At 64.2% G+C, this 23,685-nt stretch carries 24 protein-coding genes; 10 read left to right on the top strand and 14 right to left on the bottom strand.

Going from position 1 to position 23,685, the window contains the following annotated elements:
• Window positions 1-291 precede the first annotated feature (291 nt).
• Together ACFE8X_RS16820 and ACFE8X_RS16815 are read right to left on the bottom strand one after the other, a co-directional pair.
• Complete coding sequence (locus ACFE8X_RS16820) at window positions 292-1,359, bottom strand: DUF4037 domain-containing protein (protein WP_375452651.1); 1,068 nt, start codon at window positions 1,357-1,359, stop codon at window positions 292-294.
• Window positions 1,360-1,430: 71 nt separating this feature from the next.
• Window positions 1,431-2,387, bottom strand: coding sequence for a peptidylprolyl isomerase (locus ACFE8X_RS16815; protein ID WP_375452650.1), 957 nt, complete (start codon window positions 2,385-2,387; stop codon window positions 1,431-1,433).
• Window positions 2,388-2,795: 408 nt separating this feature from the next.
• Between ACFE8X_RS16815 and secA the strand changes: the two genes are divergently transcribed.
• The gene (gene secA, locus ACFE8X_RS16810) at window positions 2,796-5,513 is read left to right on the top strand and encodes a preprotein translocase subunit SecA (protein ID WP_375452649.1); all 2,718 of its coding nucleotides are present in this window, start codon (window positions 2,796-2,798) and stop codon (window positions 5,511-5,513) included.
• Between the two features lie 79 nt (window positions 5,514-5,592).
• Here secA and ACFE8X_RS16805 read toward each other — a convergent pair whose 3' ends face one another.
• The gene (locus tag ACFE8X_RS16805; protein WP_375452648.1) at window positions 5,593-6,120 is read right to left on the bottom strand and encodes a DinB family protein; all 528 of its coding nucleotides are present in this window, start codon (window positions 6,118-6,120) and stop codon (window positions 5,593-5,595) included.
• A gap of 65 nt (window positions 6,121-6,185) precedes the next feature.
• Between ACFE8X_RS16805 and ACFE8X_RS16800 the strand changes: the two genes are divergently transcribed.
• The gene (locus ACFE8X_RS16800) at window positions 6,186-6,827 is read left to right on the top strand and encodes a TetR/AcrR family transcriptional regulator (protein WP_375452647.1); all 642 of its coding nucleotides are present in this window, start codon (window positions 6,186-6,188) and stop codon (window positions 6,825-6,827) included.
• Between the two features lie 90 nt (window positions 6,828-6,917).
• Here the strand turns inward: ACFE8X_RS16800 and ACFE8X_RS16795 are convergent, their stop codons facing one another.
• Window positions 6,918-7,787 (bottom strand): aldo/keto reductase family oxidoreductase, encoded by an 870-nt coding sequence (locus ACFE8X_RS16795; RefSeq protein ID WP_375452646.1) that lies wholly within the window; start codon window positions 7,785-7,787, stop codon window positions 6,918-6,920.
• 92 nt (window positions 7,788-7,879) lie between these two features.
• Between ACFE8X_RS16795 and ACFE8X_RS16790 the strand changes: the two genes are divergently transcribed.
• Complete coding sequence (locus ACFE8X_RS16790) at window positions 7,880-8,779, top strand: LysR family transcriptional regulator (RefSeq protein ID WP_375452645.1); 900 nt, start codon at window positions 7,880-7,882, stop codon at window positions 8,777-8,779.
• Window positions 8,780-8,800: 21 nt separating this feature from the next.
• Here ACFE8X_RS16790 and ACFE8X_RS16785 read toward each other — a convergent pair whose 3' ends face one another.
• From ACFE8X_RS16785 to ACFE8X_RS16755, 7 genes are all read right to left on the bottom strand, one after another.
• The gene (locus ACFE8X_RS16785) at window positions 8,801-9,400 is read right to left on the bottom strand and encodes a hypothetical protein (RefSeq protein WP_375452644.1); all 600 of its coding nucleotides are present in this window, start codon (window positions 9,398-9,400) and stop codon (window positions 8,801-8,803) included.
• Complete coding sequence (locus ACFE8X_RS16780) at window positions 9,372-9,659, bottom strand: hypothetical protein (protein WP_375452643.1); 288 nt, start codon at window positions 9,657-9,659, stop codon at window positions 9,372-9,374. Before ACFE8X_RS16780 ends, ACFE8X_RS16785 begins: the two co-directional genes overlap by 29 nt.
• A gap of 59 nt (window positions 9,660-9,718) precedes the next feature.
• The gene (locus ACFE8X_RS16775; protein ID WP_375452642.1) at window positions 9,719-10,153 is read right to left on the bottom strand and encodes a murein L,D-transpeptidase family protein; all 435 of its coding nucleotides are present in this window, start codon (window positions 10,151-10,153) and stop codon (window positions 9,719-9,721) included.
• A 198-nt stretch (window positions 10,154-10,351) separates the two neighbouring features.
• Complete coding sequence (locus ACFE8X_RS16770; protein WP_375452641.1) at window positions 10,352-11,365, bottom strand: L,D-transpeptidase family protein; 1,014 nt, start codon at window positions 11,363-11,365, stop codon at window positions 10,352-10,354.
• A gap of 198 nt (window positions 11,366-11,563) precedes the next feature.
• A complete protein-coding gene (locus ACFE8X_RS16765) occupies window positions 11,564-12,517 on the bottom strand; it encodes an acetyl-CoA carboxylase carboxyltransferase subunit alpha (protein ID WP_375452640.1) in 954 nt (317 codons plus the stop codon).
• Window positions 12,518-12,674: 157 nt separating this feature from the next.
• Window positions 12,675-13,583, bottom strand: a complete 909-nt coding sequence (locus ACFE8X_RS16760; protein ID WP_375452639.1) for a site-specific tyrosine recombinase XerD — start codon at window positions 13,581-13,583, stop codon at window positions 12,675-12,677.
• Window positions 13,580-13,831 carry a hypothetical protein gene (locus ACFE8X_RS16755; RefSeq protein WP_375452638.1) on the bottom strand — a complete coding sequence of 84 codons (252 nt, stop codon included), beginning with the start codon at window positions 13,829-13,831 and terminating at the stop codon, window positions 13,580-13,582. Before ACFE8X_RS16755 ends, ACFE8X_RS16760 begins: the two co-directional genes overlap by 4 nt.
• Window positions 13,832-13,982: 151 nt before the next feature.
• Here ACFE8X_RS16755 and ACFE8X_RS16750 point away from each other — a divergent pair, with 151 nt between their 5' ends.
• Together ACFE8X_RS16750 and aroB are read left to right on the top strand one after the other, a co-directional pair.
• On the top strand, window positions 13,983-14,555 hold the full coding sequence (locus ACFE8X_RS16750; RefSeq protein ID WP_375452653.1) for a shikimate kinase: 573 nt from the start codon (window positions 13,983-13,985) through the stop codon (window positions 14,553-14,555).
• Complete coding sequence (aroB, locus tag ACFE8X_RS16745; RefSeq protein ID WP_375452637.1) at window positions 14,555-15,667, top strand: 3-dehydroquinate synthase; 1,113 nt, start codon at window positions 14,555-14,557, stop codon at window positions 15,665-15,667. The genes ACFE8X_RS16750 and aroB overlap by 1 nt, the downstream gene beginning before the upstream one ends.
• A gap of 223 nt (window positions 15,668-15,890) precedes the next feature.
• Here aroB and ACFE8X_RS16740 read toward each other — a convergent pair whose 3' ends face one another.
• Window positions 15,891-16,175, bottom strand: coding sequence for a BolA family protein (locus ACFE8X_RS16740; RefSeq protein ID WP_375452636.1), 285 nt, complete (start codon window positions 16,173-16,175; stop codon window positions 15,891-15,893).
• Between the two features lie 52 nt (window positions 16,176-16,227).
• Between ACFE8X_RS16740 and ACFE8X_RS16735 the strand changes: the two genes are divergently transcribed.
• From ACFE8X_RS16735 to ACFE8X_RS16720, 4 genes are all read left to right on the top strand, one after another.
• Window positions 16,228-16,857, top strand: a complete 630-nt coding sequence (locus ACFE8X_RS16735; RefSeq protein ID WP_375452635.1) for a J domain-containing protein — start codon at window positions 16,228-16,230, stop codon at window positions 16,855-16,857.
• Between the two features lie 256 nt (window positions 16,858-17,113).
• Window positions 17,114-18,094: a cobaltochelatase subunit CobS gene (cobS, locus tag ACFE8X_RS16730; RefSeq protein WP_375452634.1), complete on the top strand. Its 981-nt coding sequence runs from the start codon at window positions 17,114-17,116 to the stop codon at window positions 18,092-18,094.
• A gap of 194 nt (window positions 18,095-18,288) precedes the next feature.
• Window positions 18,289-20,178 (top strand): cobaltochelatase subunit CobT, encoded by a 1,890-nt coding sequence (gene cobT, locus ACFE8X_RS16725; RefSeq protein WP_375452633.1) that lies wholly within the window; start codon window positions 18,289-18,291, stop codon window positions 20,176-20,178.
• Complete coding sequence (locus tag ACFE8X_RS16720) at window positions 20,175-21,164, top strand: esterase-like activity of phytase family protein (RefSeq protein ID WP_375452632.1); 990 nt, start codon at window positions 20,175-20,177, stop codon at window positions 21,162-21,164. The genes cobT and ACFE8X_RS16720 overlap by 4 nt, the downstream gene beginning before the upstream one ends.
• A gap of 236 nt (window positions 21,165-21,400) precedes the next feature.
• Here ACFE8X_RS16720 and ACFE8X_RS16715 read toward each other — a convergent pair whose 3' ends face one another.
• Window positions 21,401-22,084, bottom strand: a complete 684-nt coding sequence (locus ACFE8X_RS16715) for a queuosine precursor transporter (protein WP_375452631.1) — start codon at window positions 22,082-22,084, stop codon at window positions 21,401-21,403.
• A gap of 194 nt (window positions 22,085-22,278) precedes the next feature.
• Window positions 22,279-22,563 (bottom strand): 50S ribosomal protein L28, encoded by a 285-nt coding sequence (gene rpmB, locus ACFE8X_RS16710; protein ID WP_375452630.1) that lies wholly within the window; start codon window positions 22,561-22,563, stop codon window positions 22,279-22,281.
• A gap of 241 nt (window positions 22,564-22,804) precedes the next feature.
• Here rpmB and ACFE8X_RS16705 point away from each other — a divergent pair, with 241 nt between their 5' ends.
• Window positions 22,805-23,584, top strand: a complete 780-nt coding sequence (locus tag ACFE8X_RS16705) for a DUF3108 domain-containing protein (protein ID WP_375452629.1) — start codon at window positions 22,805-22,807, stop codon at window positions 23,582-23,584.
• Window positions 23,585-23,685: the final 101 nt, after the last annotated feature.

Here is a 23,685-nt window from a genome sequence, read left to right as displayed (position 1 = left end):
GTGGGTGGGCGGGATTGTGCCAGGCGAGGCGAGAGAGCTGACAGATCGGGGCCAAGCGAGACCCCCACCCTTGCCATTCGAGCATAGCTCTCATGGCCTTCATCGCTCAAATCGCTCCGCAGGAGCGATTTGCCCTGCGGGACGCTCTGCAGTCCCCTTGGGAGGGGAGGAGGTCGCGCCAGTCGTGGGGTGGGATCGGCCATATTATTCCATTGGCTCGATCCAGTTCAACCCAACGGGCGGCTCCACCACCGGCCAAGAGGTTGGGTGGGGTAGTTGATGATGGGGCGATCAGGTGTGCAACTGGTGCATCATGGCTTGGGAGAGTCTGGCGTCTTCGAGGAGGGGCGTGAGGTCGCTGAGTTGGTCGAGGGCGCCGATGATGGGCAATTGGGCGATTGCCGGGTCCGCAATCGCCGAACGGGCGGCATTGATGGCATCGTCGGCGTTGATGACCGTGAATGGCCGGTCGTGGTATGGACCGATGACTGGCTCGAAGCTGGCGACACCCAAAGCATTTTGGCTGTGAGCCAGTTCACGGTAGGCCGAGGCGAGCGCATTCTCGCGTCGCCTGCAGTCGTCCGCAATCAGGGCTTGCGTCAGGTGGGGCAACAGGCGGTGGGCGATGGGAAGGCGGGCAAAGCCGGTGCCGAGCCATTTGGAATAGGGCGCGTAGCGCCGCTCCAGCAAAAAGCCCATGCGCATCACGTCGCGCACCAGCCGCGCGCCGATGACCCGCGAGCCGAGGTCGTCTCCTACCTGGCCGGCGCGACCGACGAAGGCCTGTTCGTCGGCGATGCGGCGCCACTGGCAGGCAAGCTTATAGAGCCACACATCGCGCGGATAGTAGGCCAGACGCGCACGGGCTTCGGTCAAACGGCCATCGTCATCGCGAAAGACGGCGCCGGCGGTGAGGGCGAGCAGCTTTTGCTCGGCAAAGCCCAGCCATTGAGGCGCCTCGAGGTGTTCCGCCGACCGCAGGCCCAAATGGCTTTCCAGGAGAGCCTCGAGCGTATGAAACTCCAGTCCGTGCGCCAGGGCTCCGGCCGACTCGAGGCCGTTGGCCGGCGGATGGGGTCGGCTGCGCCAGCCGATGGGCTCGCCGCGATAGTGGGACGGCATGACGTTGGTAAATTGGTCGACCAGCCGGCGCGCATAGGCGCCAAAGTCGTCCCGGGCCAGGTAGATGCGGACGCGGGGTCCCCAATTGTGGTCCCGGGACATTTCGTCATCAAAGCCAAGCAGTTCGGAGCCATAGCCGATGAGGGCCGCGGCATGGCGCAGGCCTGGTGCGACCTCGTTCAGCCAGGGCTGAACGAGGTCGAAGTAGAAACCGCGCGATAGTTCGATCCCCTGCATGACCTATCCTGTGGTCCTCGTGCCATCGTGACCGGGCGGGAACGCTCGTCCCATAGGTGGGCAGCGGCGCGCTACTGCGCAGGCGCAGGTTCGGCGGGGGCCTCGGCTTCAGCAGGATCGGTCTGGGCAGCAACGGCGGCGGCGAGGGTGGGGTCGGGGATGTCGATGGCGACCCCGGCCATCAGCCTGGCGACGACGCCGTCAAAGGTGGTCATCAGCAATTGCTGCTGCAACTGGCTGCCGATCTGCTCGATGGCGGGCGGCGCGGATTTGCGCTTTTCCTCGAGGCGGATGATGTGCCAGCCGAACTGGGATTCCACCGGATCGCTGATCTGGCCGGGCTCCGTCAGCGCGAAGGCGGCGTCCTCGAAGGGGCCGACCATCTGGCCTTTGGCGAAAAAGCCCAGATCGCCGCCATTGGCCGCGCCCGGATCGATGGATTTTTCCTTGGCGATGGCGGCAAAATCGCCGCCGGCAGCGAGTTCGGCCTTGATGGCGTCGGCTTCCTCTTTGGTCTTGACCAGGATGTGGCCGGCATGGACTTCGTCGGCTGAGACGAAATCGGCGACGTATTTATCATAGGCGGCCCGCACGGCTTGCTCGGTCACCGTATTGGCGATGGCGTCGGCGAAATAGGCGCGACGCAGAGCGCGTTCCTCAAGATAATCAAGGCGCTGCTGGAACAGGGGCGTTGCATCCATGCCGGCGTCCTTGGCGGCCTTGGCCATGACCTTCATGTCGATCAGGACGCGCACGAGAAAGGCGCGCTGTTCGGCCGGCGGCATCTGGCTGAGTTCCTGGGCCAGGTCCTCGGAGGCAAAGGACAGGTCGGCCTCGGTGATGGTGTCTTCGCCAACGGTGGCCACCACAGTTTCGGGGGCGGGAGCAACCGGGGTCGCCGGAGCCGTAGCGGCAGGCGCCTCTGCCGGGGCAGCGTCCTGCGCCAGGGCCGGACCCATGGCCGCGCCGGCAAGCACCAGCGCCAGCATGCTGACGGTCTGGACGAGGCGTTTGGAGGTATAAGACATCAAAGCATTCTCCTTGGCCGGCGCATCCCTGTGGCGCCGAAGCTGGTTGCGGTCAGCGCAGGGCGCGTGACCGGAATTCGTATGGCCGGGCCAAGATAGCCCAGGCCCTTGCACCGTCCAGCCTGCCCCTCCCATGGCAACGGGGCCAAAATGTGCCAGACGGGGAGGCAAAAGCGCATCTGGGGCGGCAAAAGGCGCGCCGGGAGCGGTTTTTAGCCAGGCCGGGGCAGGTGTCGCCGATTTCGGTGGCGTTGACAAGACAAGGCCTCGCTCTTACATCTCCAACGCTTTTCACGGGCATGGGCGCCAACCGCCCTGCCAGCGCGCCAACGAGGCTGAACCGGGCGATAGCTATCGCCCCAGACCCTGGCTTTTCGGCGCCGCGACGATCATCAAAGGACCCGACACATGGCACTTGCAGCGCTTGCCCGGAGGATTTTCGGTTCTCCGTCGGACCGGCATGTGAAGCGCTTTCACGCCAAGGTCGTCGCCATCAATGCGTTGGAGAGCGAACTCGAGGCGCTCAGCGACGACCAATTGCGGGCGCGGACCGCCCAGTTCAAGGACGAGTTGGCCAAAGGCGCCGATCTCGATGATTTGATCGTGCCGGCGTTCGCCACGGTGCGCGAAGCCTCCAAGCGCGTGTTGGGCATGCGCCATTTCGACGTGCAGCTGATCGGCGGCATGGTGATGAACGAGCGCGGCATCGCCGAAATGCGCACCGGCGAAGGCAAGACGCTGGTGGCGACGCTGCCGATGTATCTCAATGCGCTGACCGGGCTGGGCACACACCTGGTGACGGTCAACGACTATCTGGTGCGGCGCGATGCGGCCTGGATGGGGCAGATCTACAACTTCCTCGGGTTGAGCACCGGCATCATCGTGCATGGGCTGACCGATGCCGAGCGCAAGGCGGCCTATGCCGCCGACATCACCTATGGCACCAATAACGAATACGGCTTCGATTACCTGCGCGACAACATGAAGTATACGCGGGCCCAGATGGTGCAGCGCGGCCATGCCTATGCCATCGTGGACGAGGTGGATTCGATCCTGATCGATGAGGCGCGCACGCCGCTGATCATTTCGGGGCCATCGGACGATCGCAGCGATCTTTACACCAAGATCGACGCGCAGATGCCGATCATCGAGGAAGGCGACTTCGAGATCGACGAAAAGCAGCGCGCGGCCACCTTTACCGACCAGGGGGTGGAAAAGCTGGAGGCGCGGCTGACCGAGCTGGGCATGATGAAATCGGCCTCGCTCTACGACATCGAAAATGTCGCCCTGGTGCACCATGCCAATTCGGCGCTGCGCGCGCACAAGCTGTTCCGCAAGGACAAGGACTATATCGTGCGCAACGATGAAGTGGTCATCATCGACGAGTTTTCCGGCCGCATGATGCCGGGGCGGCGCTATTCGGAGGGGCTGCACCAGGCGCTGGAGGCCAAGGAGCAGGTCAAGATCCAGCCGGAAAACCAGACGCTGGCCTCGATCACCTTCCAGAACTATTTCCGGCTCTACAAGAAGCTGGCGGGCATGACCGGCACGGCCGCGACCGAGGCCGAGGAATTTGCCGATATCTATCGGCTCGACGTGGTGACGGTGCCCACCAATGTGAGCGTCCAGCGCAAGGACGACGAGGACGCCATCTATCGCACGGCGGCCGAAAAGTTCGATGCCATCGCCGACATGATCAAGCAATGCCAGGATCGCGGGCAGCCAGTGCTGGTGGGCACGACCTCGATCGAAAAATCGGAAATGCTGGCCGAATTGCTGCGCAAGAAGAACGTGGGTGCGATGAACGTGCTCAACGCGCGCCATCACGAGCAGGAAGCGGGGATCGTGGCCGATGCGGGGCTGCCGGGGGCGATCACCATCGCCACCAACATGGCGGGCCGCGGCACGGACATCCAGCTCGGGGGGAACCTGGAAATGCGCATCGCGCGCGAAACCGAGGGCCTGGAAGGGCCCGAGCGCGAGGCCAGGATCGAGCAGATCAAATCCACCATCGCCACCGACAAGGCCAAGGCCATCGCGGCGGGCGGGCTGATGGTGATCGGCACCGAGCGGCACGAGTCGCGGCGCATCGACAACCAGTTGCGCGGCCGGTCGGGTCGGCAGGGCGATCCGGGGCATTCGGCGTTTTTCCTGAGCCTGCAGGACGACCTGATGCGCATCTTTCCGGTGGATTCGATGGATTCCATGCTGGGCAAGCTGGGTCTGGAGCAGGGCGAGAGCATCACCCATCCTTGGGTGACCAAGGCGATCGAGCGGGCGCAGGGGAAGGTGGAAAGCCGAAACTTCGATATCCGCAAGAACATCCTCAAATACGACGATGTGATGAACGATCAGCGCAAGGTGATCTTCGAGCAGCGCATCGAGATGATGGATGCCGAGGATGTCAGCGACACGGTGCGCGAAATGCGGCACGACGTGGTCGAGGCGATCGTGGGCAAGGCCATTCCGCCGCGCTCCTATCCCGAGCAGTGGAATGTGGAGCAGCTGGAAGCGGCGGCCAAGACGTATCTGAATGTCGCGGCGCCTATCAAGGCCTGGGCCGAGGAAGAGGGGATCGACCAGGAGATGGTCGAGGAGCGCCTGCGCGACCTGGCGGATGCGGGCGCGGCGGCCAAGGTGGCACAATATTCGCCCGAGATCATGCGGCAGGTGGAAAAGTCGCTGCTGCTGCAATCGATCGACGGGCTGTGGCGCGAGCACCTGGTGACGCTGGACCATTTGAGCAAGGTGGTGGGCTGGCGCGGGATTGCGCAGCGCGATCCGCTCAACGAATACAAGCAGGAAGCCTATGAGCTGTTCCAGTCACTCCTGACGAACCTGCGCGAACTGGTGACGACGCAGTTGAGCCATATCCAGCTGCAGTTGCGCCAGCCCGAGCCACTGCCGGAGCCCGATCTCAGCAGGCTTCAGGAAACCCATATCGATCCGCTGACCGGCGATAACGATGCCGATGGCGGCGACACGATCGCGGACTCGCTGGGGGCGGTGGGCAACGATCCCTCGCTCAAGCCGATCGATCCAAAATTGCTGGTCGGGGTGTCGCGCAATGCGCCGTGCCCGTGCGGATCGGGCAAGAAGTTCAAGCACTGCCACGGGGCGTTCTAGGACCGCCAATCCAGATGTTCAAGGATCGGCCACATCCGCGAGGATGTGGCCGGTTCGTTTGGCGATCGCCGGCGCAGGTTCATGTTGGAACGGCGGTCTCCCCGGTTCCCTGCAGCCTGCGGTCAGGCTCGGTCCGGTGCAGATAAACCGCGAACGTGTCCCATGGCGGCGTGACGGACAGCTGCCATAAAATACGCCCCACTTCGCCACGATGATATCCGCCATGCAGCGCGACGTGCGTGAGCATTTCCTGTCTGCTCATGTAACCCTTGTCACCATCGGTAAAGGTGAACGGGATCAGTTCTGCGAGCTCTGCGGGGGAGGCGTTCTCGATGTAATCCAGATAGGATTGGTCGGACCCGGCCACGGCGTCGCGCAATTCGTCCAGGGTTGGGGTGTCGACGGTATTGTCCGAGAGGTAGCCGTGCGGCACGCCCCTGAGATGCGCGGCGAAGATCTGGGCGACGACGTAATAGTGGTTGAGCAGGCGCAAGGCAGTCTGGAGTTCCGCTTGTTGCGAGCTGCCATCAACCGATGCCAGTTTATCAAAAAGCTCGCTATTGGCCCAGGCGTGGTAGCCATAAAGCTTGCGTAGCGCGTGATCCATTGACGAACTCCTTGGCGCGTTTCAAATGTGAGCATTGACTTCACATTTTAGGCGAGGAGGGGCCGATGTCTACTCGCATCTCCAGGCAGGGGGCCGTGATGCGCAAGGCGCCGCGCCAAGAGCGCTCCCGTGCCACGGTTGAACTGATCATCGAGGCGGGTGCTCGCGTTCTAGGGGAGACGGGCTGGGCCGGATTTACCACCAACAAGGTCGCCGCACTGGCTGGGGTGAGCATCGGGTCCTTGTACCAGTACTTTCCCGACAAGATGTCCTTGACCGATGCGATCCGCGGCCGTCATCTGGATGACTGCCTGGCCGTGATGCGGCAGACTAAGGCGGACGGACTGTCGGCAGAGCATTTCGCCGAAAAGCTTGTTTACGACATGATCGCCGCCCATAGCGGCCATCCCCGCCTGCATAGGGCGCTGCTCGATGAAGCGCCCAGTTCCGATGAACACAGAAATCCCAAAAGCGCATTTGAAAGCGAGTATCTGGGCTATTACGTCAGTGCGGTTTCGATCTATCGCGGACGTCAGGCCAATGCGCAGGACCGCACGATCGCGCTGGTCATTTCCGATGCCATCGACGGGGTGATCCACAACGCGGCGCGGCGGGGAGTGCTGGACGACAAGACGATGCAGCGCGAACTCATCCGCTTGATCAGCCTTTATATCGCCGATATGGCATCCGCTCGCGACGGCAGCTAATCCAGGCCTCGGACCGTGGAACCTGTCGACATTGATGCGCGGCTCAGCAATTGGAAAGCCCGGACCGATGGTCCGGGCTTTTTGGTGTGATCAGGCGGCGGCAATGCCGTCGAGGGCGGTGACGGCGTCCCTGGGCAGGTCGAGCGTGGCGGCGGCTAGGTTCTCCTGCAGATGGGCGAGCGACGAGGTGCCGGGGATCAAAAGGATATTGGGGGCGCGCTGCAGCAGCCAGGCGAGAGCGACCTGCATGGGCGTGGCGTCGAGTTGCGCGGCCACGTCGGACAAGATGGTGGATTGCAAGGGGCTGAAACCACCCAGGGGGAAGAAAGGCACATAGGCGATGCCGTCTCGGGCCAGGGCATCGATCAAGGCATCGTCGCCGCGGTGGGCCAGATTGTATTCGTTCTGCACGCAGACGATTTCGACAATGGCGCGCGCCTCGGCGATCTGGGTGGCGGTGACGTTGCTGATCCCGATATGGCGCACCAGGCCCTGGCGCTGCAGGTCGGCCATGGTTTCGACCTGGGCGGCGATGGAGCCTTCGGCCGGGCCGTGGGCCGACATCATGATGCGCAGATTGACGACCTCCAATGCTTCAAGGCCCAGATTGCGCAGATTGTCGTGCACGGCCCGGGTCAGCCCCTCGGGTGAATTATCGAGCAGCCAAGCCCCGCCATTGCCGCGCTTGGCGCCGACCTTGGTGACGATGGTCAGACTTTGGGCATAGGGCTCGAGCGCTTCGCGAATGATCTGGTTGGTGACGTAGGGGCCATAGTAATCGCTGGTGTCAATATGATCGACGCCGGCCGCCACGGCGGCGCGCAGGACGGCGAGGGCCGCGTCACGGTCCTTGGGCGGGCCGAAGACACCGGGGCCGGCCAGTTGCATGGCGCCATAGCCCAGGCGCGTGACGCTGCGATTGCCCAAGGTATAGGTGCCCGCGGATCGAATGGTTGACATGATTGCTCCTGTGGTTGCCGGCTCAAGATAGAGGCTGCGCAATCGCTTGATAATTGGGTACAATCTGCACAGGCTGTGCGGAGCGACGAACAATGAAGGCTGATCTTGGAGACCTGAGCGCTTTCGTTGCGGTGGCGCGTGCGGGTGGTTTCCGCGAGGCCGGACGGCTCAATGATAGCAGCGCATCAAGCCTCAGCCAAGCCATCCGGCGGCTGGAGGCCGAACTGGGCGTGCGCCTCTTCAACCGCACGACACGCAGCGTGGTCCCCACCGAAGCGGGACTGGGCCTGCTGGCGCGCCTGGGCCCGGCGCTCAGCGAGGTGGAGGCCTCGCTCGATGCGGTCAACGGCTTTCGCGACCGGCCGGCGGGCACGCTGCGCCTCAATGTGCCGGTCAGTGCATCGCGGCTGGTGCTGGCCCATATCGTGCCGCCGTTTCTGGCGGCCTATCCCGAAATCAGGCTGGAGGTGATTGGCGAAGAAAGCTTTGTCGATGTGCTGGCGGCCGGGTGCGACGCCGGCATCCGCTATGACGACAAGCTGGAACAGGACATGATCGCCGTGCCGATCGGGCCGCGGGTGCAGCGCTCGGCCCTGGGCGCGGCGCCAAGCTATCTCGATCGTCACGGCCGCCCGCAGCATCCGAGCGAGCTGTTGGCGCATGCCTGCCTGCGGGGGCGTTTTCCCAGCGGGGCCATGCCGGCTTGGGAGTTCGAGCGCCATGGGGAAAAGCTGCGGATCGAGCCAAGCGGACCCCTGATCGTCAGCATCGGGACGACCACGGACCTGGCGGTTGACGCGGCCATCGCGGGCAGCGGCATGGTCTATATCTTTGAGGACTGGCTGCGGCCCCTGTTCGATACCGGCGTCCTGGAACCACTGCTGGAGCCGTGGTGGCCGAAGTTTTCCGGGCCGTTCCTGTATTATCCGGGCCGACGCCTGGTGCCGGCGCCGCTGCGCGCGTTCGTCGATTTCATCAAGACCATGGCCTAGGCTTGTCGCGGTTCGGACGCGCTAGCAGCCGACGCGTAGTTCGGCGTAGCCGTCCATGCCGTCGGCGTTGGAGGAGACTACGGCCAGAGTGCAGCTGGTGCCCTTGAGGATGGCATTGCCGCCAAGGGTGACGATGGTGCCGTCGGTGAACGATACATAGGTCTTGTCCACGGCGGTGACCGCGACCACGGCGGGGGTGCCGCAAATGGGATAGCTGTCGCCGGCGGCGACCAGGAAGCGGGTGCCCTGGGGGATGCAATCGGTGGCCGGGCCGGTGGGGGTGGCCGTTGCGGTATCGGGGATGGCGGCAGCCGGCGCCGGGGCCTGGCCGCGCCAGTCCTGTTCGAGGATGGCGAGGCGGTTGCTCAAATCCTGCACGGCGTCGCTGGCCGGCAGGGCGATATCGCCGGGGCGCTGCTGGCTGAACAATTGCAGGCTCAGCCTGATCTGGGCAATGTCGGTGGCGACGCGGCTGAGGTCGCGCTGGGTATCGGCATAGACCCAGGCGGAGGTGGCGATGGCGGCCAGGGCGATCAGGCCGACCACGACGGTCAGGACGCGGGTAGTTCTGGAGGGATTTGCCGGCGCGATATCAGGCGTGCCAGTATCCGATTTCGACACACCCGGCAGTGCCCACTTCTGGTCCAAAGCGATATTCTCCGTTGCAGGTGCCGATGGGCGGGGGAATGCGGGCCGCCTCGAACAGGTCATAGCCCTGCTTGAGATTGGTCCAGAACGCCAGCCAGTGCTGGCCGCCCATGGCCGCCATGGCCGCATCGCTCATGGCGAACGGAAAGGCGTGGATATCAACCGCCTCCTGTCCGCCCGCCAGCGCCGCCGCCACGATAGCATAAATTTGGTCGACCTTGGCATCGGTCATCGCATAGCAGCCGACCGAGGAGCAGCCGCCATGCACCATCAGGGCCGAGCCCGTGCGGTTCAGGCTCTGGTCGAAGGCGTTGGGAAAGCCGAGATGAAGGCCAGGTGATGGCGCGACTTGGGGTTGAGCTGCGGCAGGGCGACCCGGTAGAAGCCTTCTGGCGCCTGGCGATCGCCTTCGCGCAGCTTGGGGCCGAGCCCGCCGGAAAAATAGCAGATATCGTAGGGTCGGAACAGCGCGAAGCGGCCATCGGCGTTCTGCAGCCAGACTTCGAGGCGCCGCTCGCGCTTGAAGATGCGGATAAAGGCGGGATCGCCGAGGGTGAAGCCGGCGGCGTCGAGATCGGCAAGAAGTTGGGTGCGGTCATAGATGATCGGGGCGGGTGCGGCGGGTGGTGGGGTCACGGGGGCCATTAGCGGGTAAAGGCCAAGGGCGAGGACGGCCAGCAAGGCGAGACCGATCAGGATAGCTTCGATAGGTTTGCGCTCGGCCATGAGGGGTGTCCTCGTCGGTAGCGATGGGCGGCAGGATCGTGCCGGAACGATGGCTGGGGGTGCAAGGTCCCCTCATCCGGCGCTGCGCGCCACCGTCTCCCACAAGGGGAGAAGGGTGACGACTGAAGGGTTCAGGCTCGTGCTCCTCCCGTGGGAGAAGCTAGGCTCGGTTGGATGCGGGCTAACTAACTGGTGCAGTCAGCTCCGCACCAGAGGGGGCATCGGCACGGGCGCGGGCTTGCCGGTGATGACGGGGGCGATGTTTTCCTCGCCGCCACCGAACAGGTTGCCGACGCCGCCGAAGAAGCCGCCGACAGCGCCGTTGACGGCTTCGCCGCGGGCCTTGATGACCGCATCGGTGGTTGCCTGCTGCTCGACGGCGGCAAGCTGGCCGGCTAGCGCCGTTTCATCGGCCTGCTGGCGGGCCAGCAGCGCGGCATTGGGCGCGACGGCGGGGCAGGTGCCCATGGCATCGAGGGGTGCCACTGTTGCGGCATTGAAGATATATTGGCGCTCGCACACGTCCCAGAGCGGGGGCGCCTTGTTCAGCTCAAACAGGTCGTAGCCTTCCTTGATGTCCTTCCAGAAGCCCATGCTGGCATCGGCGGTGTGTGTGGCCAGGTTGGCGGCGGTCATGCGGAACGGAAAAATCTGCAACTGGAAGCTAGGATTGCCGCCCCTGAAGGTTTCGCGGGCCAGAGCATAAATTTCGGAAATACCCTCGTCGGTCATGGCGTAGCAGCCGCGTGAGGAGCAATCGCCATGCACCATCAGGTCCGAACCGGTGCGGCCCCAGGAACGGTCGAACTTGTTGGGAAAGCCGGTGTTGAAGGCCAGATAATAGTTGGACTTGGGGTTCAGCAGGCCCGGCGTGATGGTGTAGAAGCCCTCCGGGCTCTGCCGGTCGCCTTCCTTGACCTTGGGGCCGAGGGCGCCGGAATAGGCGCAGATCTCATAGGTCTTGAGCAGGCGGTACTGCCCGGCGGTGCTGCGCTTCCAGACTTCGAGGACGCTCTCCTGCTTGAAAATGCGCACGACCATGCCTTCGCCGGGGGTCGAGCCGATGGCCTTGATCGCCGCGACCAGGCCACTGTTCAGGGGCTGGTTCTGGCGATTGTCGCCCTTGACCAGGCCGCCGCAGGCCGCCAGGCCCAGGCTGAGCCAGGCCAGGATGAACACCATTGCAAGTTTGTTGAGAAAAAAGGAGTTCACAGCAAAAGCAGCCCGTTGGTGAAAGAGTTGATTTACCCCTACGCGGTGTTGGTTAGCGCATGGTGAGAGCTCATGGTTAACGGACAATTACCATGGTGGCCAAATGCCCGGAAGCACCGGGCGTGGCAATTCGATGCCGGATTTTTGATTGGATCGAGATGATGCCGGTCTGCAACGGGGCGACCTTCGGTCGTGTTGCTAGACCGTCCGGCCGATCGCCAGGAACTTTTCGCGGCGCTGTTCGCGAATGTCGAGACGCTCCCTGCCGGCGAAATCCTTGAGGAAGGCGGCGATGGCGGTGCGGGTGGCGTCCATGACGAACTGGTGCTGGCGGTGGGCACCGCCGGACGGCTCGGCGATGATGCCGTCGATGACGCCGAAGCCGAGCAGGTCGGTGGCGGTGATCTTCATGTTGGTGGCGGCGTCCTGCGCCTTGGCGGCGTCTTTCCACAGGATCGAGGCGCCACCTTCGGGGGAGATCACCGAATAGATGGCGTGCTCGAGCATCAGCACCCGGTTGGCGGTGGCGATGGCGATGGCGCCGCCCGAACCGCCTTCGCCGATGATGATGGCGAGGTTGGGCACGCCCAGCTCGAGGGATTTTTCGGTGGAGCGGGCGATGGCCTCGGCCTGGCCGCGTTCCTCGGCACCGATGCCGGGATAGGCTCCGGCAGTATCGACGAAGGCAATCACGGGAATGTTGAAGCGGTCGGCCATGTCCATGATGCGGACGGCCTTGCGATAGCCCTCGGGGCGGGCCATGCCGAAATTGTGCTTGAGCCGCGATTCAGTGGAATTTCCCTTTTCCTGGCCCAGGATGGCGACGGGCTGGCCATTAAACCGGCCCAAGCCGGCTTGCACGGCCGAATCTTCGCCGAATTTGCGATCGCCGGCCAGCGGCGTCCATTCGGTGATCAGGCCCTGCACATAGTCGGAAAAATGGGGGCGCTGGGGGTGGCGGGCGACCTGGGTCTTCTGCCAGGGCGTCAGGCGCCGGTAGATATCGACCAGTGCCTCGTCGGCGCGGGCGGACAGGCGCGTGACTTCCTCGTCGATGCTGACTGCCTGGTCGGTGGCGGCAAGCGCCTTGAGCTCGGCGATCTTGCCTTCAAGTTCGGCGACCGGCTTTTCGAAATCGAGATAAGACTGCATCCCACCTGCCTATGAGCGGGTCGTGTGGCGACCCATCGGGTTGGGGCGCTGCTGTTGGCGCCCAACGTGGCCGCAACGTGGCGATGGCGCAACGCGGAGTCAAGGTTCTTGCCGTTCGCTTCCGGAAAGGTACGAAGCGTGCCCTTGACCGTCTGCGCTATTGGTCCGCCAAGGGATGATGGGTTTCCACCAGGGTGCGCAGCTTTTCGTCGAGCACGTGGGTATAAATCTGCGTGGTCGAGATATCGGCATGGCCGAGCAGCATCTGCACCACACGCAGGTCGGCGCCGCCACCCAGCAAGTGGCTGGCAAAGGCGTGGCGCAGCACATGGGGCGCGACCCGGGCCGAGCTGATACCGGTGCGCGCGGCGAGCCGCTTGAGATCGCGCGCGAAGACCTGGCGGGCCAGATAGCCGTCGGCGCCGCCGGCGGGGAACAGAAAAGGGCCGGGCTCCAGGGTTGCCAGATAGGCCTTGATGGCGTCGCGGGCGCGGTCGTTGACCGGAACGATGCGCTCCTTGTTGCCTTTGCCGATGATGGTCAGGAAACTGGCATCGCGCATGACGGCCGAGCGCTTCAGGCTAACAAGTTCGGACACACGCATGCCGGTGGCATAGAGCAGTTCGAGCAGGAGGTAGAGGCGGAGCGCGGCAGCCTGTTTTTGCGGAGACGCATCGGCGTTCGCCTCCGCTTCGGCGGTGGTCAACAGGCGGTCGACCTCGGCGATGGAGAGCACTTTGGGCAGCGGGCGGCGCGCCTTGGGGCTGGCGACGATGCGGGTCGGATCGTCACCACGCAGGCCATCGGCACAGAGAAAGCGGTGGAACTGGCGGATCGCCGAAAGCTGGCGGGCACTGGAGGATGCCGACAGGCCATCGCGCTTGAGCTGGTCGAGATAGGCCGACACGTGCTCGCGCGCGCCGGTCAGAAGGGTTTGCCCATGGCTGAGCAGGAAGCCCGAATAGCCGGCGAGATCGCGCCGATAGGCGGCGACGGTATTGGCGGCGGCGCCGCGTTCGGCGCTCATCATTTCGAGAAAAGCGGAAATCAGATGGCTGCCGCTCATTCGGGCGCGATTCCGGCCGCCGGCCCGGTGGCGGCGGGCGGGGGCTGGACCAGCGAGGGGGGCTCGACCAGCGGGGCGGGCTGATTGCCTGTCGCGGGGGCACTTTCGCCCAGCAATTCCCGGGCGGGAATGCGGATGGTGACTTCCTTGGGCGTCGGCTCGACCAGGGCGACCAGCATGAACATTGCCGCATAGACCAGGCCCGCCAGGAACAGCAGGGTAATGACGAGGCGGATAAGAGTGGGCATGGTGATCCGGTCGAGGCTCGATTTGGTGCATTATGGCACCAAATGCTTTCCAACTGGTAGGCATGGCCAGGCGGCAAGTTCTTGACAGGGGCCCTCCGCCCCGCTTGATAGCCGCAACACAGGTGCGGAGCGGCTGGTGAGCAGACCCGACATGGCGGAGCGGCAGGCGCGCGCCAAGGAGCTTATCGATGCGCTGGCGGGGCGGCCGCTGGTGTTGATCGGCATGATGGGCGCGGGCAAGACCACGGTCGGCCGGCGGCTGGCCAACCAATTGGGCCGATCGTTTCTCGACAGCGACGAGGAAATCGAGAAAGCCGCGCAGATGAGCATTCCCGAGATTTTCGAGCAGCGCGGCGAGCCCGAATTCCGCGCCGGGGAGACCCGCGTCATCGCCCGGGTGCTCAAGGATCGCGACATCGTGCTGGCCACCGGGGGCGGCGCGTTCGTCAATGCGGAAACGCGCGGCCTGGTCAAGGCGGAAGCGGTTTCGGTGTGGATCAAGGCGGATTTCAACCTGTTGTTCGCCCGGGTGTCGCGGCGATCGAACCGGCCGTTGCTGCGGACCGCCAATCCGCGCGCGACGCTGCAGGCCCTGATCGAGGAGCGCTATCCCATTTACGGGGAGGCCGACGTCACGGTGATCTCGCGCGACGTGCCCCAGGATGTGGTGGCGGGGGACTTGATCGAGGCGGTGCTGGCCCATCTGCAAAGCGAGGAGTCCTGATGGCGCAGATCGCCCATACCGTTCGCGTGGCGCTTGGCGAGCGGGCCTATGACATCCTGATCGGGGACAGGCTGCTGGACGATGCCGGGGCGATCCTTTTGGAGCGCTTCGCGGGGCGGCGCTATGGCATCATCACGGACGAGAACGTGGCCAGGGCGCAATTGCCGCGCCTGTTGCAATCGCTGGACGCCGCGGGGCTGGAGCATGCCGAAATCGTCTTGCCGGCGGGGGAAGCCACCAAGTCGTTCGGCCAGCTGCAAACGGCGGTCGAGGGATTGTTGGCGGCGCGGCTGGAGCGGGGCGACCTGGTGATCGCGCTGGGGGGCGGGGTGATCGGGGACCTGGCAGGGTTCGCGGCGTCGATCACGCGGCGGGGCATGGATTTCGTGCAGATGCCGACGAGCCTTCTGGCACAGGTGGATAGCGCGGTGGGGGGGAAAACCGGGATCAACTCGCCCCATGGCAAGAATTTGATCGGCGCGTTTCATCAGCCGAAATTGGTGCTGGTGGATTTGTCGAGCCTCGATAGCCTTAATGCACGGCAATTCGCGGCGGGTTATGCCGAAGTGGTCAAATATGGGCTGATCGATGACGAAGAGTTCTTTTTCTGGCTGGAGCAGAACCAGGCAGAGATTTTCGCCGGCGGGCCGGCGCGGGGCGAGGCGATCGCGCGGTGCTGCCGGCAAAAGGCGCGCGTGGTGATCGCGGACGAGAAAGAGCTCGGCGTGCGGGCGCTGCTCAATCTAGGGCACACGTTCGGGCATGCGCTGGAAAAAGCCACCGGCTATGGCGATCGGCTGCTGCACGGCGAGGGCGTAGCGATCGGCATGGTGCTGGCGCATGGCTTTTCGGCGCGGCTGGGGCTGGCGCCGAGCCAGGACACGGGGCGGATCGTCCAGCATTTGCAAAAGAGCGGGTTGCCCACCACATTGGGGGACGTGCCGGGGGACCTGGGCTCTACCGAAGATTTGATGGCGGCGATTGCGCAGGATAAAAAGGTTTCGCGCGGGGCGCTGACGTTTATTCTGACGCGCGGGATCGGGAAGGCGTTTATCGAAAAAGGCGTGGATGCGGTTGCAGTGGCGCGGTTCTTGGACGATGTGCGGGGCTGACTTGCTTCTCCTTCTCCCCTTGCGGGCGAAGGTGCCCGAAGGGCGGATGAGGGGTTTCCTGCAAGTCGTTGCATGGAGTAACTGGTTGGCGCAGCATCCTCACCCTGACCTTCCGCTGGACGCAGAAATGTTGGTCCTTGTTCGGCTCAAGACGGCCACTGGAGCGTCTTGTGGCCTCGGCACCGTCTCCAAGTCCCGCAAGGGGCGAGGGCAAGACAAGAAATCAAACCCCGTGGGGCAATTCGAAGGGGCCATTTACCGGCAGAACCTCGATGGCAAGGGCGTGGACGCCGGTCTCGAGTTCGGTGGCGAGAGTTTCGAGAATTGCGCGGTGTTGCGCGACGCGCGACTTGCCTTCAAGATGGCGGGTCGCGATTCTGACACGAAAATGGGTTTCACCAGCTTCCCGCCATCCGGCGTGGCCATGGTGAAGCTGGGATTCGTCGATGACGTCGAGGTGAACGGGCGCCAGCGCCCGTGTCAGCTTGTCGGTGATGGTGTCGGTCATGGACATGGTTTGACGTTTCTGTTGACGGTTTATTGGGTAGTAGCTAGGCGCAATGAAAATCGAATCCAAGCTTTTCGACACGATCCGCATCCGCCCGCGCCGGGAGGACAAGCCCGAACCCGCCGCCATCGGCTGCGACTGGGAAGGATGCGACAAGGCGGGCACGCACCGCGCGCCCAAGGGACATCGCAACGAAGGGCAGTATCACAATTTCTGCCTCGAGCATGTGCGCCACTACAATACGGCGTTCAACTTCTTTGCCGGCATGGACAAAGATGACCTGGAAGAGGCGCTGCACGCGCCACCCAAGCCGGAGGCGCGCACCAGCTTCGGCACGGGACAAGCCGGCGCGCGGGCATCGCGCACGGCCAAGACGGCGGGGCTGGGGTCCGGCGACAAATATGGCGATCCGTTCGGCGTGTTCGCCAAGTACCGGCATCGCCAATCGCAAAAACCGGCCGAGGAGCGCTCGCGCCCACTGCACGAGCCGGACCGGCGGGCTCTGGAAACGCTTGGCATTCTGGGCCAGGCCAAATCCGACGAGATCAAGAAGGCCTACAAGAGCCTGGTCAAGCTGCACCATCCCGATGCCAATGGCGGCGACAAATCGTCCGAGGACCGACTGCGCACCATCATCGCGGCGTATTCGCATTTGAAGAAGGCGGGGTTCGTGGCGAAGTAAATGGTGCCACGCCCTCGTGGTTCGAGGCGCTGAAGAAGCGCACCTCACCAGGAGGGCTGTTGTTGGACCGAGTGTCTGGTAGCCCTCATGGTGAGGTGCGACTTCTTTACGAGCCTCGAACCACGAGGGCGTGGCATGGAAGCGTCCCAGTCATGCCCGCTAACGGCTACCCCGGCCGTCACAATGCTGCTATAGAGCGCCCGACTTCGCCGAATTTTTCCCGCCCGTTCCGTTTCTTGCCGCCAAGAGCCCTGCCATGAGCGACTACACCAATTTGCCCGATACCGACTACAAGGCCCGCGATCTGTTCGGGATCGATTCCGACATGATCGTGCGCGGCTATGCCCAGGCCGACAGCCATGTGCCGCCGGTCGATCCGGACTATCTGTTCGACCGCAACACGACATTGGCGATCCTGGCGGGCTTCGCCTTCAACCGCCGCGTCATGGTGCAGGGCTATCACGGCACGGGGAAATCGACGCACATCGAACAAGTGGCCGCCCGGCTGAACTGGCCGCTGGTGCGGGTGAATCTGGACTCCCATGTGAGCCGTATCGATCTGGTCGGCAAGGACGCCATCGTGCTCAAGGACGGCAAGCAGATCACCGAATTCCGCGACGGCATTTTGCCGTGGGCGGTGCAGAACAATGTGGCCTTGGTGTTCGACGAATATGACGCGGGCCGGCCCGACGTGATGTTCGTGATCCAGCGCGTGCTGGAAGTTGCCGGCAGGCTGACGCTGCTGGACCAGAACCGCGTCATCGTGCCCCATCCGGCGTTCCGGCTGTTTTCGACCACCAATACGATCGGGCTGGGGGATACGTCGGGGCTCTATCACGGCACCCAGCAGATCAACCAGGGCCAGATGGACCGCTGGAGCCTGGTGACGACGCTCAATTATCTGCCGCACGACAAGGAAGTGGGCATCGTTTTGGCCAAGGCCAAGAGCTATGCGGCCAATGACAAGGGCAAGAAGACCGTGTCCAACATGGTGCGGCTGGCGGATCTGACGCGCTCGGCCTTTATCAATGGCGATCTGTCGACGGTGATGAGCCCGCGCACGGTGATCACCTGGGCCGAGAATGCCGAGATTTTTGGCGATGTCGGGTTTTCGTTCCGGCTGACGTTCCTCAACAAATGCGACGAGCTGGAACGGCCGGTGGTGGCCGAGTTCTATCAGCGGGTGTTCGGGGAAGATTTGCCGGAGAGCTCGGCGAACCTGGCGGTGGCCGTATAATTGCAATTCCGGCGTCATTCCCGCGAAAGCGGGAACCCACTCTTGGATCGCAGACGAATGGGTTCCCGCTTTCGCGGGAATGACGCGGTGACAAGGATGGGAATTCGCGCCGAACGCGAGTTGCCCCGCCCGGTTCGCTACGCTCACTCCCTCCCCGCATGGGGAGGGGCAGCAAGAGCCCAGAGTATTGATGAATGGCACAGCCACCCCGCAGCAAAGCCAATAAGCCGGACCAGACCCAGGCGTTCAAAGCCGCCATGGGCGCGACGGTGCGCGCCATTGGCGGCAAGGCGGACCTGGAGGTGTCATTCACCGCCGACCGGCCGCTCCTGACCTCCGACAAGGCGCGGCTGGCCAACTTGCCGCGGCTGCCGAGCCGGCGCGATATCGCGGTGGCGCGCGGGCAGGGCGATGCCATGGCGATGCGCTTGGCCAGCCACGATCCCGATACCCATCGCAAGCGCAGCCCGATTGACCCGATGGCGCGGGCAGCGTTCGACGCGCTGGAGCAGGCGCGGGTCGAGGCGCTGGGCTGCGTGCGGATGCCCGGGATGGTGGGCAATATCGGGGAAATGCTGGAGGACCGGTTGTTCCGCGCCAATTTCGCCGAGGTCAGCGATCGCGGCGACGCGCCGATCGCCGAGGCCTTGGGCCTGCTGTTGCGCGAAAAACTGGCCGGCGTGCCGGTGCCGCCATCGGGACATCGGCTGGTCAATCTATGGCGGGCCGAGATCGAAGCCAAAGGCGGGGCATCGCTGGACAAGCTGCTGACCCGCTACGAGGACCAGGAGGCGTTTTCGCGCATTGCCAAAGCGCTGCTGCGCGACCTCAACCTGGTGCCCGAAAGCGAATTGGAAGACCCCGACGCCAGCGACGAGGACAATGGCGACGACCAGGAGCCCGACCAGGCCGAGGGCAGCGATCAGTCGCCCGAACAGGGCGAAGGCGAGAACGATCAGTCCGACAGCGAGCAGGATGAAAGCGCCGGCGACACCGAGGAAACCGGCGATGTCGATGGCATCGACAGCGACATGGCCGATACCGACGAGGACGCGGCGGCCGAAGCGGGGGAAGACGCGCCGATGCCGCCGCCGGCCAAGGACGGCGGCGAGCGGGCGACGAACCAGTTCAACTACAAGATTTTCACGCAGAAGTTCGACGAGATCGTCAAGGCGGGCGAGTTGTGCCCACCCGAGGAGCTCGACCAGTTGCGGGCGCTGCTCGACAAGCAGCTGGAAAATCTCGCAGGGGCGGTAGCGCGGCTGGCCAACAAGCTGCAGCGGCGGCTGATGGCCAAGCAGAACCGGAGCTGGCAGTTCGACCTCGAGGAAGGCCTGCTGGATACGGCGCGGCTGACCCGCGTGGTCACCGATCCGATGCAGGCATTGTCGTTCAAGGTCGAGAACGACACCGATTTCCGCGACACGATCGTGACGCTGCTGATCGATAATTCGGGCTCGATGCGGGGGCGACCGATCACCATTGCGGCGATCTGCGGAGACATCCTGGCGCGCACGCTGGAGCGGTGCGGGGTCAAGGTGGAAATCCTGGGCTTCACCACGCGGGCCTGGAAGGGCGGCAAGTCGCGCGAGGCCTGGCTGGAGGCCAATCGGCCGGCCAATCCGGGACGGGTCAACGACGTGCGCCACATCATCTACAAGGCGGCGGACGAGCCGTGGCGGCATGCGCGGCGCAATCTGGGCCTGATGATGCGCGAGGGGCTGCTCAAGGAAAATATCGACGGCGAGGCGCTGGAATGGGCACGCAAGCGGCTGATGGCGCGGGCGGAATCGCGGCGCATCCTGATGGTGATTTCCGATGGAGCGCCGGTAGATGACTCAACGCAGTCGGTCAATGCCGGCAATTACCTCGAGGCCCATCTGCGCCAGGTGATCGAGGATATCGAGACGCGCTCGCCGATCCAGCTGGTGGCGGTGGGGATCGGGCATGACGTGACGCGGTATTATCGCCGGGCGGTGACGCTGCTCGATGCCGAAGAATTGGGCGGGGCACTGACCGACGAGCTGGCGGCCCTATTCGACGAGGAGCCGCCGGCACAGGTGCGACGGGGGCGGCGCGGATGATCCGCCGCGCGCTCGCTCTGGCCTTGGCCATGGCGGCCGTCTGGCAGGCCGACGCGGCCGAACTGACCGTGGGCGCGGTGCAGATCACCGATTTTGGCGGCGTTCCCCTGGATGGGCCGGTCGATCGGCTGATCTGGCGCGGCGGCATCGCCATGGTCAGCCAGGACGACAGCTTCGGGGGGCTGTCGGGGATCGCCTTCACCAGCACCGACCAGCATGTGGCGCTGGTTTCGGACCGGGGCAATTTCATCTCTGGACAACTGGCCTACGATGAAGGCAACCGGCTGTTCGGCTTTATCGGCGTGCGCATCGAGCCGATCCAGAACTCCAAGGGCGCGCCGTTGCCCCGGCAGTATAGCCGCGATGCCGAGGCGATCACGACGGTGCTGCGCAATGGCGTGCCGGAAGCGGTGCGGGTGGGGTTCGAGCACCTGACGCGGGTAGCGGAGTTCGAGCTGACCGACATGGTGCCCGGCGGAGCGGCCAAGGAGGTGGAGGTTCCCGAATGGCTGACCGATACGCGCACCAATGAATCGCTGGAAGCAGTCTGCGTGGCGCCCGACGCCTCCCCGATCGCCGGCTCGACACTGCTGTTGACCGAAGGGGTGATCGACGATGACGGCCAGCACGTCGCCTGGCTCCTGGGGCAGAACGACAAGGGGCCGCTCAGCTATCAATCGAGCCCGGCGGTGAACCCAACCGATTGCGCGTTTTTGCCCAATGGCGATTTGCTGGTGCTGGAGCGCGGGGTGTCGTTCCTGGCATTCACGATGACCCTGCGGCGGGTGCGGGCGCAGGATGTGCGGCCGGGCAATCTGATGGTGGGCGAAGTGCTGCTGCAGGCGAGTGGCGGGACGATCGACAATATGGAGCAGGTGGCGGTTCACACCGCGCCCGGCGGTGAAACGCGGATCGTGCTGGGAAGCGACAATAATTTCAACGATTGGGAGCGCAATCTGTTGCTGGAATTTGCGCTGGCACCATAAGGCCCCCTCATCCGCCCTTCGGGCACCTTCTCCCACAAGGGGAGAAGGGGAAGGAGCCGAAAATTCTCAGTTGTCACCCTTCTGCCCTTGTGGGAGAAGGTGGCCCGAAGGGCCGGATGAGGGGGCCGTAGCCATAGCGTCGAAGCATGGGGAAGCGCAGAACCCCTCACCCTGAAATTCTTCTGAACGAAGAATTTCTGTCCCTCTCCCTCAAGGGGCGAGGGGAAGAACGACGCTCAGGCGCTCGCTAGGGGCGGTAGCGGCATCAGCCGCCCCATCAGCGCGCGATAGGGCGCCAGGAGCAACAAAGCGGCGAGGAATTTGACGAGGAAATCGCCGGTGGCGAGCGAGGTCCAGAGGGGCACTTCAGGGCCGATGCCGAGCCAGGGCGCGGGGAAGCCAAGCGAGCCGTCCGCGAGGCCGAACAGGGCGTCGATGCCGGCCAGGGCGGGGGCGAAGGCGAAGGCGAAGAAGATCGTCGTATCGATGATCGAGCCGAACAGCGAGCCTGCCAGCGGCGGCAGGAACCAGGAGCGGCTGGCGCGAAGGCGCGAAAACACGGCGATATCGAGCAATTGCCCGACAAGGAACGCCGACGCCGAAGCCAGCGCGATGCGCTGCGTGGTGGCGGGCGCGCCACCGGCATTCCAGGGCAGCGGGTGATAGCTCAGATAAAACGAGACGCCGAGGCCAACCAGGAAGCCGACCAGAACCACGAGGCGCGCATTGCGCGGGCCATCGAAGCGGTTGGTCAGATCGGTGATGAGGAAGGCAAAGGGGAAGGTGAAGGCGCCCCAGGTCAACAAATCCGCCAGGTTGACAGAGCCAAGCTGGGCCTGCAGCGGATAGAGCACGAGTATGTTGGACGCGGCGACAACCACGACCATGGCGGCGATGGCCACCAAAAGGCGAGTGAACATGGCAATGGACCTCATAGGCGCTGGCCGGCAAAAGACCGGGGCGGGACGCGTTCAATAACAGGGGTTCGCGGTTTACGCCAGGCTATCGACCGGCGGGCGAGCGACAGCAGAGACCCTGATGGCTGAGCTGTATGTTCAAACAAAAACCGCGCAGCACTGGGGCGCTGCGCGGTCCAAACCCGGACTCGATGAACTTAGGCGGCCAGAGCGGCGCGCAGTTCCTTTTTGAGGCCGCGGGCCAGGGGGCTCATGTCGGCGTCATCCTGCTTGAGCAGGAAGGCATCGAGACCGCCGCGATGTTCCACCGTCCGCAGGGCGGCAGCGCAGATGCGCAGCTTGACCGGGCGGCCAAGCGCCTCGGACAGCAGGGTTACATTCAAGAGGTTGGGCAGGAAGCGGCGACGGGTGCGGTTGAGCGCGTGGCTCACATTGTTCCCGGTCATCACGCCCTTGCCAGTCAGTTCACAGCGACGGGCCATCGAGATATCCTATTTGTGTAAAGGTCCTGCGTGGCGGAGACGTCCGCAACGGGCCTTGATTGTTGTGAAATCTGGGGCGTCTTTAGAGAAAACGGGCGACGCCGTCAAGGCGAGGCGGGCTCAAACGGGCGCGATCGGCTTGCAAGGGGGGATCGGCGCAGGCATTTTCTGGGTCGAACTGATTCGCTGCGGCGCCGGGGGGCGTGCCGTCCTTGCCACGCGTGCTGAGAGACGAGCCATCGTGATCCTGTCCCGATTTATCTGTGCCGGCGCCTTCGCCTTGGTCGCTCACGCGGCGCTGGCGGCGGATGTCAACGCCAATGCGCGCTATGTGGTGACGTTAGGCGGCATCAACGTGGCCAATGTCGATGTGGACCTGACCGATAGCGGCGGGCGCTACAGCCTTGATCTGGAAGCCAAGGTGGCCGGACTGGGTGCGTTGGTGTCGAGCGGCACGGCCAGCGTGACGGCCAGCGGTCAATCGAGCGTGCCGCAATTGACCAGCCAGCAGTTCGACCTGGAGACCCGGGCCAATGGCGAGGTTTTCACGGTGGATGTCAGCTATGCGGGCCATGACGTATCGGCGTTCCGGGTCGATCCGCCGTTGGTGGACAATTACAACCGGGTGCCGATCGAGCGCTCGCATCTGAGCAATGTGGGGGATGTGCTGTCGGCCTTCGTGGTCAAGGGCGGGGCGCTGGACAAAGCTTTGTGTCGGCGCAAGCTTGCGGTGTTCACCGGGGTCGAGCGCTTCAACATCGTCATGGCCTTCGCAGCCGAAGACCAGGCGACTTCGCCGCGCACCGGTTACCAGGGGCCGGTCATCCTATGCAATCTGGATTACCAGCCGATCTCGGGCCATTTTACCAGTTCGGAAATGACCAGCTACCTGGCCGATAGCGACCGCATCCTGATCTGGTACGCGCCATTGGGCGAGACGGGATATTTCATTCCCTACCGCGTGCTGCTGACCACCAGCGTAGGCGATCTGTCCATGGTGCTGACGGCGATGACGCCTTAGCCGGCGCCGACCTGATTTTTCCTTTATTTTGATGCTGCCGGGGCGGGTCGAGCACTCGCGGCGGCGCTTTGCTGCGGCGACACGCTTGTCCCGGCCTGGGA

Origin of the sequence: uncultured Devosia sp., from assembly GCF_964244875.1 — a bacterium.
Lineage (GTDB): Bacteria > Pseudomonadota > Alphaproteobacteria > Rhizobiales > Devosiaceae > Devosia.
The sequence above is the reverse complement of the archived record's forward strand: the minus strand, read 5'-3'. Positions and strand labels throughout refer to the sequence as shown.

Bases quoted from the DNA above. Each gene is read 5' to 3' on its own strand.
- ACFE8X_RS16820 (WP_375452651.1), bottom strand. From the start codon at position 1,359: ATGCAGGGGATCGAACTATCGCGCGGTTTCTACTTCGACCTCGTTCAG.
- ACFE8X_RS16815 (WP_375452650.1), bottom strand. From the start codon at position 2,387: ATGTCTTATACCTCCAAACGCCTCGTCCAGACCGTCAGCATGCTGGCG.
- secA (WP_375452649.1), top strand. From the start codon at position 2,796: ATGGCACTTGCAGCGCTTGCCCGGAGGATTTTCGGTTCTCCGTCGGAC.
- ACFE8X_RS16805 (WP_375452648.1), bottom strand. From the start codon at position 6,120: ATGGATCACGCGCTACGCAAGCTTTATGGCTACCACGCCTGGGCCAAT.
- ACFE8X_RS16800 (WP_375452647.1), top strand. From the start codon at position 6,186: ATGTCTACTCGCATCTCCAGGCAGGGGGCCGTGATGCGCAAGGCGCCG.
- ACFE8X_RS16795 (WP_375452646.1), bottom strand. From the start codon at position 7,787: ATGTCAACCATTCGATCCGCGGGCACCTATACCTTGGGCAATCGCAGC.
- ACFE8X_RS16790 (WP_375452645.1), top strand. From the start codon at position 7,880: ATGAAGGCTGATCTTGGAGACCTGAGCGCTTTCGTTGCGGTGGCGCGT.
- ACFE8X_RS16780 (WP_375452643.1), bottom strand. From the start codon at position 9,659: ATGACCGATGCCAAGGTCGACCAAATTTATGCTATCGTGGCGGCGGCG.
- ACFE8X_RS16775 (WP_375452642.1), bottom strand. From the start codon at position 10,153: ATGGCCGAGCGCAAACCTATCGAAGCTATCCTGATCGGTCTCGCCTTG.
- ACFE8X_RS16765 (WP_375452640.1), bottom strand. From the start codon at position 12,517: ATGCAGTCTTATCTCGATTTCGAAAAGCCGGTCGCCGAACTTGAAGGC.
- ACFE8X_RS16760 (WP_375452639.1), bottom strand. From the start codon at position 13,583: ATGAGCGGCAGCCATCTGATTTCCGCTTTTCTCGAAATGATGAGCGCC.
- ACFE8X_RS16755 (WP_375452638.1), bottom strand. From the start codon at position 13,831: ATGCCCACTCTTATCCGCCTCGTCATTACCCTGCTGTTCCTGGCGGGC.
- ACFE8X_RS16750 (WP_375452653.1), top strand. From the start codon at position 13,983: ATGGCGGAGCGGCAGGCGCGCGCCAAGGAGCTTATCGATGCGCTGGCG.
- aroB (WP_375452637.1), top strand. From the start codon at position 14,555: ATGGCGCAGATCGCCCATACCGTTCGCGTGGCGCTTGGCGAGCGGGCC.
- ACFE8X_RS16740 (WP_375452636.1), bottom strand. From the start codon at position 16,175: ATGACCGACACCATCACCGACAAGCTGACACGGGCGCTGGCGCCCGTT.
- ACFE8X_RS16735 (WP_375452635.1), top strand. From the start codon at position 16,228: ATGAAAATCGAATCCAAGCTTTTCGACACGATCCGCATCCGCCCGCGC.
- cobS (WP_375452634.1), top strand. From the start codon at position 17,114: ATGAGCGACTACACCAATTTGCCCGATACCGACTACAAGGCCCGCGAT.
- cobT (WP_375452633.1), top strand. From the start codon at position 18,289: ATGGCACAGCCACCCCGCAGCAAAGCCAATAAGCCGGACCAGACCCAG.
- ACFE8X_RS16720 (WP_375452632.1), top strand. From the start codon at position 20,175: ATGATCCGCCGCGCGCTCGCTCTGGCCTTGGCCATGGCGGCCGTCTGG.
- ACFE8X_RS16715 (WP_375452631.1), bottom strand. From the start codon at position 22,084: ATGTTCACTCGCCTTTTGGTGGCCATCGCCGCCATGGTCGTGGTTGTC.
- rpmB (WP_375452630.1), bottom strand. From the start codon at position 22,563: ATGGCCCGTCGCTGTGAACTGACTGGCAAGGGCGTGATGACCGGGAAC.